The sequence below is a fragment of the Ruminiclostridium herbifermentans genome (genome assembly GCF_005473905.2).
In the GTDB taxonomy this organism is placed as follows: Bacteria; Bacillota; Clostridia; order Acetivibrionales; family DSM-1351; genus Ruminiclostridium; species Ruminiclostridium herbifermentans.
The window spans coordinates 2,434,821-2,447,278 of record NZ_CP061336.1; the positions used below are offsets into that span (position 1 = coordinate 2,434,821).

Annotated in this window: 10 protein-coding genes; 1 reads left to right on the top strand and 9 read right to left on the bottom strand. The window is 32.3% G+C overall.

The annotated features are described in order from the left end of the window. Nucleotides 1-7: 7 nt before the first annotated feature. The 3 genes from EHE19_RS09985 to EHE19_RS09995 form a co-directional block, all read right to left on the bottom strand. Nucleotides 8-1,024: an AIR synthase family protein gene (locus tag EHE19_RS09985; RefSeq protein WP_137696077.1), complete on the bottom strand. Its 1,017-nt coding sequence runs from the start codon at nucleotides 1,022-1,024 to the stop codon at nucleotides 8-10. A 324-nt stretch (nucleotides 1,025-1,348) separates the two neighbouring features. Further along, entirely contained in the window at nucleotides 1,349-2,032 is a 684-nt protein-coding gene (locus tag EHE19_RS09990; protein ID WP_137696076.1) for a DUF2225 domain-containing protein, read from the bottom strand. A 45-nt stretch (nucleotides 2,033-2,077) separates the two neighbouring features. Further along, nucleotides 2,078-3,490 carry a VanW family protein gene (locus EHE19_RS09995; protein ID WP_137696075.1) on the bottom strand — a complete coding sequence of 471 codons (1,413 nt, stop codon included), beginning with the start codon at nucleotides 3,488-3,490 and terminating at the stop codon, nucleotides 2,078-2,080. A gap of 319 nt (nucleotides 3,491-3,809) precedes the next feature. Here EHE19_RS09995 and EHE19_RS10000 point away from each other — a divergent pair, with 319 nt between their 5' ends. Further along, nucleotides 3,810-5,090, top strand: coding sequence for a hypothetical protein (locus tag EHE19_RS10000; RefSeq protein ID WP_137696074.1), 1,281 nt, complete (start codon nucleotides 3,810-3,812; stop codon nucleotides 5,088-5,090). Nucleotides 5,091-5,465: 375 nt separating this feature from the next. Here EHE19_RS10000 and thiI read toward each other — a convergent pair whose 3' ends face one another. The 6 genes from thiI to EHE19_RS10030 all read right to left on the bottom strand — a co-directional run bounded on the left by thiI (nucleotide 5,466) and on the right by EHE19_RS10030 (nucleotide 12,451). Then, the gene (gene thiI, locus EHE19_RS10005) at nucleotides 5,466-6,641 is read right to left on the bottom strand and encodes a tRNA uracil 4-sulfurtransferase ThiI (RefSeq protein ID WP_137696073.1); all 1,176 of its coding nucleotides are present in this window, start codon (nucleotides 6,639-6,641) and stop codon (nucleotides 5,466-5,468) included. 43 nt (nucleotides 6,642-6,684) lie between these two features. Beyond that, on the bottom strand, nucleotides 6,685-7,848 hold the full coding sequence (locus EHE19_RS10010) for a cysteine desulfurase family protein (RefSeq protein ID WP_137696072.1): 1,164 nt from the start codon (nucleotides 7,846-7,848) through the stop codon (nucleotides 6,685-6,687). Between the two features lie 153 nt (nucleotides 7,849-8,001). Next, nucleotides 8,002-8,229, bottom strand: coding sequence for a hypothetical protein (locus EHE19_RS10015; protein WP_137696071.1), 228 nt, complete (start codon nucleotides 8,227-8,229; stop codon nucleotides 8,002-8,004). 267 nt (nucleotides 8,230-8,496) lie between these two features. After that, the gene (locus tag EHE19_RS10020) at nucleotides 8,497-9,297 is read right to left on the bottom strand and encodes an NADH-quinone oxidoreductase subunit B family protein (protein ID WP_137696070.1); all 801 of its coding nucleotides are present in this window, start codon (nucleotides 9,295-9,297) and stop codon (nucleotides 8,497-8,499) included. A gap of 76 nt (nucleotides 9,298-9,373) precedes the next feature. Next, nucleotides 9,374-10,966 carry an NADH-quinone oxidoreductase subunit D-related protein gene (locus EHE19_RS10025; protein ID WP_137696069.1) on the bottom strand — a complete coding sequence of 531 codons (1,593 nt, stop codon included), beginning with the start codon at nucleotides 10,964-10,966 and terminating at the stop codon, nucleotides 9,374-9,376. Further along, entirely contained in the window at nucleotides 10,967-12,451 is a 1,485-nt protein-coding gene (locus EHE19_RS10030) for a hydrogenase 4 subunit F (protein ID WP_137696068.1), read from the bottom strand. Nucleotides 12,452-12,458 lie beyond the last annotated feature (7 nt).

Consider the following 12,458-nt stretch of genomic DNA (forward strand, 5'->3'; position numbering starts at 1 on the left):
CCAATTACTATAAGCTATGCTCGTGATTGGCAGTAACATATAACTTATAAAGTTCGTCTGAGGATGGTGGTTCAATCTCTTGAACGGTACCTTCCTTTTTACTAATGAGTAATTTTTCATTTTTATTTGCAGTAACTGTTCCAATAATTGTAGCTTTAATATTGTTACTTTCCAAAATCTTCACAAGTTCTTCACCATTTGGACAGGTAATTAACATACTCCCGCTGGAAATTAATCTCAGTACATTTATATCTAATGCATTACAAATGGATTTTGTGACTGGATCAACTGAAATATTATCTTTGTTTATAACAACTCCAACTCCAGAAGCTTCTGAAATTTCCCAGACAGCTCCTAGAACACCTCCTTCTGTAATATCATGCATGGATGTAGCCCCAAATTTTCCAGACAGCACTCCTTCTTTAACGACACTTAATGATTTAACAAACTCTCTTGCATAGCATAAATCTTCATGGCTTATAATGTTATTAAGTTTATGAGCAAAATCAGTGGCAATTATAGCTGCACCTTCCATCCCTGCGCTTTTAGTCATAATAATACTATCACCAGGCTTTGCTCCAGTAGATGATACAATTTTATTTTTCTGAGACTTGCCAATACATGTGGTAGAAATAATTATTTGATTTACAGCTGGTGTAACCTCAGTATGTCCGCCTACTATTTCAACGTTTAGTTCTGCAGCAGTAACACATATCTGCTCCATTACATTTTCCAGTTCTGCTTCACTTGTTCCAACAGGACATAGAATTGTAACCATTAATCCAAGTGGCTCAACTCCACTTGAAGCAATATCATTGCAGGATATGTGAACGGAAAGCTTTCCAATATCATTTACAGCTGCTGTGATAGGATCAGTTGACAACACGCACGCATATTCCCCAAAATCTATTGCTGCACAATCCTCGCCAATTCCAGGTCTAAGAATTATTTCTTCTCTAAATTTATTTATTTTACTAAGAACAATTTTATTTAAAACGTCATTTGGCACCTTACCCGATTCCATTGCTTTCCTCCAAATTTACTCCAGAAACTACTTTGAGTAATATATTTTTCTGTTTGCCATTTATCATTAATCAAAAATTTTAAATTAATTTATGGCAAAACAACAAGGCAGTAAATATCCTCTCTTCTATATGATGTGGCTGTTATCGCTTTTGCTTTCTCGCGGAGAGAATACCTCTTGCCTTATTAAAATTTCGCTGATTCAAATAAAGTATTTCTACAATACATTTTTTTAGAATATATCAATAAAATCAAAAAAATTTTATTTGAATTTAGGAATTTTAAAATTTATTCAGCATTCAATAGTTAATGCCCTTAATCTTTATCATGTATTTTGTTCCGCTAGCTGATCCTTAGCAAGCTGATACTGGTCTCTAGCCATATCGATTAATGATGGCTTACTTCTAGCTTCTGGAGACGCAACAATACGGCTAAACCATGTTATAGCTTCATCAAACTTGCCTACCCTTCTAAATAACTCTGCAATTATATACATACAGGTTATTTCATCTAGCTTGTCCAACGGGAATCTCTCATTTTGATACGCATCTTTGTAAGCTTCTAATGCAAAATTAAGATACTTAATTTCATTAGCACTATGTTTTTTAAACCTATATAACCATGCTATTCTTAAGCAAACCTTAGCTATTTCACTGTTTTTAGCATTTCGTACTTTTAAGGTTAGAAGTGCTAGTTTAAAAGCTTCTATAGCCTTGTCCACATCTCGTTCTCCAGTAAAACTTCTCTTAATCCAGTTTTTACTAATATTTTCTTTTATTGCTTTAACGTCTCTTGTAAATAATCCTTCGAATTTATCTTGTAAGGCAGCATATCCACAATTATCGCATACCCATACATCATAAAATAGTACATTAATGTTTTCATAATGCACACACATATCTGTATCTCTTGAAAGCACTTTACATGCCTTAGTTTTAACTCTTGTAACTTCTATTTCTCTATTACATGCAGGGCACATAACTTTCTTATTGTAAAGTAAATCATTCATGTCAATACCTCTAATCGTTAGTAATTTAATATATGTACTTCTATTTTAATTTATCTTTAAATTATTATAACTTTTTTTATTTACAGCAAGCACTCCACGAACAGGCTTGTAAATATCCTGACTAATTTTTTCAGTATTTATCAGTAAACCTTGGCTGTTATAAGAATCTCTATATAATACAACTTTCATTCCTTTTTTTTCTTTTGTTCTAATAACAACTTGGTTGTCTGACAGGCTATCATCAATCACATATTCTGGATGCGGAGGCTCGTACTCTTCAATAATAACTGGCCTTAATTTAACTATAGGATCATTGATTCTTTTTCTTCCAATAATTTTTACAGTTAAATTGCCTTTATCAACTTCTGCTACAATGCAAACAGTATAGTCTCTATTATTTTTAAATTTAAAGTCAATATATCCCTCAGATATTGTTGCATCTTGCCCAGGAGGTACATAATTAAGAGTTATTGAGTGGTTAATTCTACTAGTAACCTGCAGCATTGAAAATAGAACTGCATTGTACAAAGTTGAAGCCACTTGACATACTCCACCACCAGTCCCTTGCACAACTGAGTTTTTCATTATAATTGGGGCTTCCATATAGCCGTGAGCTGTTGTCCTAGGTCCAAGCACTAAATCCAATGAAAATTCTTCACCTGGTAATAGTAAATAATTGTTAATTTTTTGGCATGCCAACTTAATATTACTTGCCCTACTGTAATTGTTTATATTAAAACTAGTTGTATATGAAGCAAGCACATGCTCTAGTTCTTTAACATCTTCTAAAGTAATAGACGGTTTTACTGGTTGAACAACTAAATTTATATCTTCAAAATTTCTATTGAGTAAATATGTTTCAATCAATTTTAAATTTGTATCAACATCTAATTTTCTTCCTGTGACATCAGCTGTATAGTTTATTTTACCATAATTATAATTATAAGTGGAGGAAATACCTAAAAAATCTATATCTTTTTTTATTACCTCTAGTTTTTTTACAAGCTGATTCTTGTCATATTTATAAGATAAAATAAGGTTAATTGGTTTTCTATTTAAACTATTAATGATATTTAAACGCTGGACTATACTCCCTTTTCTTCCAATGTTATAGGCATAATTTAGCGTAGAATCAAAATCCGGCTTATATTTTATACTATCTAAAGGTATAGGCCATTTCTTTTCCTTATAAATTAGATAAATTATTTTGTCTTTATAATCAAATTTTTTTTCTTTCTGAAGCTTTTTAACTGCAGTTTCCTTTGATAACCCTGAAATATTTATTCCATCAACATAAATTCCATTGTAAAAATACATATATGAAATTTTTTTATAAGTTGTATATCCAAAGATAACTCCTGCAAGTAAAACTAGCGACAGTAGTACTAAAAAATAGTAATAGGATCCTCTTATTCTTCTATTTTTTTTAATAATTTTATTAATTATTTGTTTAAACATAATTTATATTCATGTTAGCATTTTCAATAAAATACTACTACATGCAATTCTCCTTCACCAGTAAAATTTATGCTCGAAAATTGAATATTGTATAACTAAAAGAGTTGATGTGCAATTATCAATTATATTAATAAATATATTTTTATATAATTGATTTTATTAATTGTGAGCAATTTTATTTTTTATTCTGAGAATTTTAAAGCATGTACTATGGTAATGAAGGCTTAAACATAATTGACTTTGGCCAAAAATGGTAACATTCTATATAAAACTTCAATAATATATACTAAACTCTGTTTTATTATGGAGGCTTTAAATAATGAGAAGTCATTTTAGGCGTCATCGAGGTAAAAAAAGCGAAAATTCAAAAACTGATAAATTAAATTCAGAAGTAGTTAATCAAAAAAATGCTAATTGTAAAGAAGACTTCTGCAGTTGCTTTAATTGTCATAAATGTTCAAAATATAAAAATAAATGTATGCATGGTAAATGTAATAGCTGTACCAGTTGTTTCTGCTATAGTTTCCCGCCTTGTCTATTAAATCCTATTAGTCAAACTGACTTAAATGGTCAAGGTATTATGCTAACCCCAACTTTAAACACAGGTCCTAACATAATAACAGGTCCTAATAATCAAATAAGTCCAACGCTAGATACAGGAAATAGCATTTTAACAGGCCCAGTTCTTGATACTGGTTCTGCTCTTATAACCGGCCCTAATGTAGATGCAGGTCCTGTTCTTGATACTGGTACTGCTATTATAACCGGTCCTAATGTAGATGCAGGTCCTGTTCTTGATACTGGTACTGGTATTATAACTGGTCCTAATGTAGATGCAGGTCCTGTTCTTGATACTGGTACTGGTATTATAACTGGTCCTAATGTAGATGCAGGTCCTGTTCTTGATACTGGTACTGCTATTATAACTGGTCCTAATGTAGATGCAGGTCCTGTTCTTGATACTGGTACTAATATCAATGCTGCTCCATCTGTTGACACTGGTACTACATTGGATACAGGCACTACTGTCAATGCTGCTCCATCTGTTGACACTGGTACTACTTTGGATACAGGCACTACTGTCAATGCTGCTCCTTCTGTTGACACTGGTACTACTTTGGATACAGGCACTACCGTCATTACTGCTCCTTCTGTTAGCACTGGTAGTACAGTGGATACGGGCACTACCGTTATTACTGCTCCTTCTGTTAACACTGGTAGTACAGTGGATACAGGCACTACTGTCAATGCTGCTCCTTCTGTTAACACTGGTAGTACAGTGGATACAGGCACTACTGTCAATGCTGCTCCTTCTGTTAACACTGGTAGTACAGTGGATACAGGCACTACTGTCAATGCTGCTCCATCTGTTGACACTGGTACTACTTTGGATACAGGCACTACCGTCATTACTGCTCCTTCTGTTGACACTGGGGCTACGGTGGAATCCGGCAATACTGTGATTAATGAGCCTTCTGTTGACACTGGCGATGCTTTGGATGCAGATACTAATGCCATTTCTGCTCCTGTAACTGACACTGAAGTGGAATCAGGTACTACAACATCTGCATTTGATGCTGAAACTAATTATTCAGAATAATTAATAAAAATTTATGTTAAAAACATTTAAAATATTTGGTGTAAGTATATTAAGAAGCCTCTTCTAAACAGAGGCTTTTTAATATACTTTTTCAAATACTAGTTAAATATGTCGTTGTAAAACTATTCAAAAAAACAAATCACAAGTTAGATAAGTCTTTAAATACTATTCAAAATCATCAATCACAAGTTAGATAAGTCATCAAAAAAATTCAAAAACATAAATCTAATTTCTTAAAGACAAGTATATTTTATCTAATAGGCTGTTTGAAAATATATATCATATGTGAAAAAATATTTACCTTCAAATAGTATAATAAATATCTTTAATTTACTATATTTTCATCTATCATCAATCCATAGTAAGCTTTTATTCTTATGGTCTAACCACAATTACTTCTGTAGTTTCAATTGCAGTTTTTATTAATGGTTCAAAATCCACTTTAGATTCTGACAGCAAAATTTTATCAAGCTTAGGCTTTGTTTGCGGGTGCTTTGCAACAAAAACAGTACAGCAATCTTCATATGGCAGTATTGAGGTTTCAAATGTATCAATTTTTCTTGCAATATCAATAACCTCTACCTTGTCCATACCAATTAACGGCCTAAATACAGGCATATTGACTGCTGAATCAGTACAATATAAGCCATGCATAGTCTGACTTGCAACCTGTCCCATACTTTCACCAGTTACTAAAGCCATAGCATTTGAATTACGAGCTATTTGTTCAGCAATTCTCATCATAATACGTCTCATTATGATTGTTAGCTGGTCTTCTGGACATTTATCATTTATAGCTAATTGTATTTCTGTAAAAGGAACTATGTGCAAATGAATTTTTCCGCAGTATCCAGCTAATATCTTCGCAAGATCAATTACTTTTTGTTTTGCTCTTTCGCTAGTATATGGATAACTGTAGAAGTGGATAGCTTCTAGTTCAACTCCTCTTTTCCCCATCATCCAGCCTGCAACAGGACTGTCAATACCTCCTGATAATAAAAGCATTGCTTTTCCATTTGAGCCCAATGGCATTCCGCCATGACCTTTAATAGTTTCTGAGTAAATATATGAATTCTCTCTAATCTCAATAAATAAAATAAAATCAGGATTATGAACATCTACTGTTAATCCATTTATATTTTCAAAAATATGTCCTCCAATATCATTACAAACTTCGGGGGACTGCATTGGAAATTTCTTATTACCTCTTTTGGTTTCTACTTTAAAAGTTTTATAACCATATTGATTAACTAATTCTGTTGCCATTTTTAATGCATAAGTTTTTATTTGCTCATAATCAGTTTCTATTTTCCAAACAGGACTAACAGAAACTACGCCAAATACTTTTGTGACCCTCTGCATAACCAAATCAAACTCGTAATTTTCATCTTCAGGTTCAATGTAAATTCTTCCTTGAGATTTTAATACCTTTGCTTTACCAAATTTATATATTGCGCTTTTTATATTTCCCATTAATTTCTCTTCAAAAACTGGTCTATTTAAGCCCTTTAATATAATTTCTCCATAACGTACCAAAATAATTTTTTTCATTTTATACATTCCTTTCGTTAGTACCTTTCTTGACTAGTACTTCTTAACCTTTAATTTTTCGTTTAATGCTTATTACAGGAATTATTTCTTTAAGTGCTGCAATTGTTTCATCAATATCAATGATAGAATTTGATGCTGAAAAACTAAATCTAATAGCACTATCAATGTTTTTTGATTCTAATCCCATTGCCTTCAAAACATAACTATGAGTTTTTTTATTTGATGAGCAGGCAGAACCCGTAGATACATAAATGTTTTTCTGTTCAAGATGGTGTAGTAAAACCTCAGATTTTAAATTTGAAAAAGAAACATTTATAATGTATGGTAATGCCTGATCATAGGAATTTATTATTGCATCTTCAAATGATTCAGTTATTTTCTGTACAAAATATTCTTTTATAGAAGCAACGTGAGTATAGTTTGCATCAATATCGTTAAAAATTTTTTCGGCAGCAAGACCAAATCCACAAATTCCAGATACATTCTCCGTTCCAGAGCGTAGCGATACTTCTTGTCCTCCGCCTAATAAAACAGGCTTAATCCGTATTCCTTTTCTAATATAAAGAGCTCCTATCCCCTTTGGTCCATGGATTTTATGAGAACTAATTGACAGAAGATCTATTTCATAGTTTTTAGGGAAAATACGTATCTTTCCAAATGCTTGAACAGCATCTACATGAAGGACTGCAGACGGACATTTAGCTTTCCTGATTTTATTAATCTCATCAATAGGCTGTATTGCCCCAGTTTCATTATTAGTATGCATAAAACTTAGCAAAGCAGTTTCACTGCTTATTACATTTTCTAATGCATCTAGCTTAATTACACCTTTATTATCTACAGGAATATAGTCAACTTTGTAACCATCCTTAGCAAGCTGTTTAAACACTTCTAACACAGATGGATGCTCAATTTCACTTGTAATAATATGTTTCCCTGCCCTAGGATTAGCTTTCAAGAACCCCAAAATAGCTAAATTGTTTGATTCTGTGCCTCCTGATGTAAATACAATTTCCTTTGAGTCTACTTTCAACGAATCCGATATCTGATTTCTGGCACGTTTCACCAGATTTTCAGCCTCAATTCCTTTTGTATGCAAAGATGAAGGATTTCCGTAAAAATTCCTATTAACATCATTCATATATTCAATAACTTCGTCATAGGGCTTTGTTGTAGCACTATTATCCAAGTATATTTCACGGCTCATTAATAATCTACCCCTTCAAAATTTAACTTTTATCTTAAACATTTAACTCATGTTTAAGCATTTAACCTCTATTTAAGCATTTATCTTCTTAAGCATTTATCTTCTGTTTAAACATTCAGCATATATAAATTAAAATAAAAAATATAACTATTTTCAATTGTTATTTTTTTCTTTTTCAGAAAGCTTATCTCTAAGTCTATCAATCTGTTCCTTAGTAATATTTGATGTCATAAAATCTTTTATTGAAACACTTCTGTAATCGTCAATTTCATCAATACATTGACCGCAATTATCACAATGCTTTTCAGAGTCTAAATCACAAATATCACATTCACCACAATTAATACATTCTCTATTATATAATTCACATAGATTATTCATACTAACCTCCCACGCCTATCTTAGGCACAAAACTTTAATTAAACTATCGTGGAGGTACGCAGTAATTTTCACTGCTCCATCCGCTAAACTACAACAACCACATGGCTCGAAAATGCACAATGCTAGTACAAACTATTGTTTCGAGCCGATAACCTCCTACGCCTGCTTTCGGCGCAAAATACAATGAAACTATAGGTTGAGATACTCTGCTTGAGTATGGATACTTCTCCTTATTGAAAGCCTCAACCACCATCATTGTTAAAAAGCTTAAAGCCTACCTATTGCTTTTAATATACCATATATTAATGCTTGAGGCCTAGGGGGACATCCTGGTATATATACATCTACAGGCAATACACAATCTACGCCATTTCTGCCTGCATAGCTGTTTTTAAATATACCGCCACTGCAAGCACATGCACCTACAGCAATAACTAGTTTTGGTGAAGGTGTTGCATTATATGTCTTTATGAGTGCTTCCTCCATATTTCTGGTTACGCAGCCAGTTACCATTAACATATCAGCATGCCTAGGTGAAGCCACAAATTGAATTCCTAAACGTTCTAAATCATTATAGGGAGATCCTAAAGCATTTAGTTCATAATCGCAGCCATTACAAGAACCAGCATCTACTTCTCTGATATTTAGGCTCTTACCATAAAACTTTTTTACTTTCTCCTTTAATTGCCTGCCTAATAACTCATAATCTAAATCCTTAACAACATCGTCTTGAACTAATAATGGTGTTGCTCTTAAAGCTGCTCTGCTTTTCTGTGCCAGTTCAAACTTGTTTGAAAGTAATACTGCTTTATTTGGACACGCATCTTCACAAAATCTGCAGAAAATGCATTCGTCAATATTTACAGCAGGCGATTTTTCTTTCTGCTTGTCATTATCAACTAAAGCAATTGCTCCAGTTGGACATGAATTAATGCACTTTGAGCACCTTTTGCATTTAGTATAATAAAATTCTGGTACACCAGTAATATATGAACTCTTTATTGGCTTTTTAGGGTAATCAACAGTAACAGTACCATGTTGAAACATCTTTTTAATTATATTATGCATTTAATCTACCTCCAAAAGCAATAATACCAACTTCTGCATATAAATTGGTAAACTCAATTAATAACCTCACACTAAATTACAAATCATTTCCAGCATATGAAAGATTGAAACTCTTATTTATTAGTGGAAAATCAGTTAATGTATTAGTGTTAACTGCATGGCATAGTACAGGCCAATTGCAAAATGACGGTGTCCTTACTTTATATCTTAAAATAGTATTATTTTCACCTGTCATAACAAAATGAATGTTTTCTCCTCTGGGTGACTCAGTCATACCAAAGGCATAAGAATAAGGCTTAAGATTTCCTATGTCAATAGAAATAGAACCTTCCTCTGGCATTTTATCAAGAGCTTGTCTAATAATACTTATAGACTCAATAATTTCCTCAATTTTAACATTCATCCTGCAATTAATGTCGCAATTATTATGTTGAGGTACATTAAATTTAAGCTTTGAATATGCAGCATACGGGAATTCTTTTCTAACATCAGTATTAATACCGCTAGCTCTGCCACCAGGCCCAACAGCATTTAAATCAACAGCAATAGCATTAGATAAAATTCCAGTGTGTTCAACTCTATCAATAAACATACCATTATTTTTAACAATATTTACTGTTTCTCTAAACTCTTTATCTAAATTATTTAAGCAATCAATAATTAATTTTTCATTATTTCTTATAAAATCTTTTCTTAAACCTCCTGGTTTATTTGTATTTCTTAAGAATCTACTTCCAGTCAGCTGTTCGCATAAAACCTGTATCCAACGTCTCATCATAGCAAATTGTCCATTTGCAAAAATATAGCCTGTATCAACACATAGACCTGAAATATCTCCAAGATGACTGCAAATGCGCTCAAACTCTGCAAATATAGTTCTAGAGTAAAGTGCTCTTTCAGGAAGATAGGTTATTCCATTAATTTTTTCAATTGCCTGACAATAAGCTAAAGAATTTGTAAAAGTCTCATCGCCCGAAATTCTTTCAGAAAACAAAAGTACTTTCATATAATTTTCATTCTCTGACAACTTTTCTAGTCCACGGTGAGTGTAATATAGCTTTGCCTCAAGATTAATTATTGGCTCTCCTGCCACACTAAACCTAAAATGTCCAGGCTCAATTATTCCTGCATGAACAGGTCCTACGGCAACTTCAAATACTCCTGTACCAGAAATACTGGTATAACTTTGCTCCCTCTTTTCAAAATTCAATCTAGTATTTGCTTTAAAATCCTTATTTAACGGATGAACATTCAGCGGAAAATTTCCATGATGCACTAATTCTCTGCTATCTAATGAATTAACAAATGAAACTCCAAACATGTCTTGTATCTCTCTTTCATACAAGCTTGCAGCAGGAATTTCCTTTGCAATTGAGTCAATATGCAGTGAGCTTTTTTTGTCAAGCTTAACGTATAAGGTAATTAGTGTATTAGATGACCTAACTGCAAAGGTATAATAAATAGTTATGCTATTATTAATTTGAGAGGTGTCATTACCAAATAAATCAATAAGCACACAGTCAATATTATTATAAATACTAATGCAGTCATCTTTAATAGATGCTTGTGTAACCTCTGAATATATCTCATTTTCATTAAGCAATTTGCTTTCAATTGCATGTGATGATAATAATCTATTTATTGCTTCAAAAATAGCTTCGGAAACCACTTATATCCCTCCTAAAACAATTTCAGTACAGGCATCCATTAATGACTTCAATGGGGCAGGTATATATATTCCCACAAAAATTATAATGCATAACAAAACTATAAGAACTGATGAACTAATGAAGTCCAACTCACCTTTTTCTATTTCGGAGTTTGGGTTATTGCCATAAAACATTTTACTTATCTGTTTAACAAATCCTGCAAATATAACTGCTAAAAATAATAAAAGCAGCATAGCAATTATGTATTTTTTTGACTGTATAGCCCCTACCACTGTGCTAAATTCACTCATAAAAATACCAAATGGCGGCATACCCGTTATTGCGAAAACACCAAGAACAAAAACTATACCTGTTACTGGCATTGTTTTAATAAGTCCACGTATGCCAGCTATTTTTTTAGTATGATACTTCAAATAAACATTTCCAGTTGCCAAGAAAAGCATTGATTTTGTCATAGCATGATTAAAGGTATGATACATTGCTGCGAAAATACTTACTGGCGTACATATACCTAAACCTAAAGCAATAATTCCCATATGCTCGATACTAGAATATGCTAAGATTCTTTTGTAGTCTTGCTGTACTAAAACAAACATAGCAGCTGTCGCTATGGACAATATTCCAAGTAATAAAAGCAGATTTCCTGTATAGTTATTATTTCCAAGGCATGTGTTGACAATAGATAAAACTCTTATGATACCATATATTGCAGTATTTAAAAGCACTCCTGATAGTAGTGCACTTACAGGTGATGGTGCTTGACTATGAGCATCTGGGAGCCATGTATGCATAGGAGAAAAACCAACTTTTGTTCCAAAACCTATTAATATAAATATAAATGCTATTTTTAAAATACTTGGGTCAAGGGATGAAGCATTCTGCAGTAAGAAATTCCAGTTTAGTCCGGAAATCTTGTTTCCTACTTGCGTTATAGTTGATGAATAATAAAGTAAAATAATACCTAACATTGCAAATGCTATACCCACTGAACAAATTATTAGGTATTTCCACGCAGCTTCTATGGATCTTTTATTGTTATAAAAACCTACTAAAAAAGCAGATGCAAGGGTGGTTGCCTCAATTGCAATCCACATTACACCCATGTTTTGTGTTATTAAGGCTAAAATCATTGCCAAAACAAATGCATTAGAGAGACTATAATAAAGTTTTAGCTTTTTTAATGTAATTACATTTCTTTTTAACTCTTCTCCAAAATAACTTATGGAAAATAATGAAACTAAAAAAAATGCCAAAGTTGTAATTAATAATATATAACCGCTTAATGAATCAATATAAAATAAATCCTTAAATATTCCAGTGCTTGTAACTGCTTTAAACTTATTAATCTCTATTAGTGCTGCTATCGAAGAAATTAAAATTAACAATGCTCCTATTAAATTAGTTAAATGTATTACAGTTTTATTTTTTGTTATCCATACTAACCCACCTGCTATTACAGGAATAGCTAAAAATGCAAAAATCATATTTCCT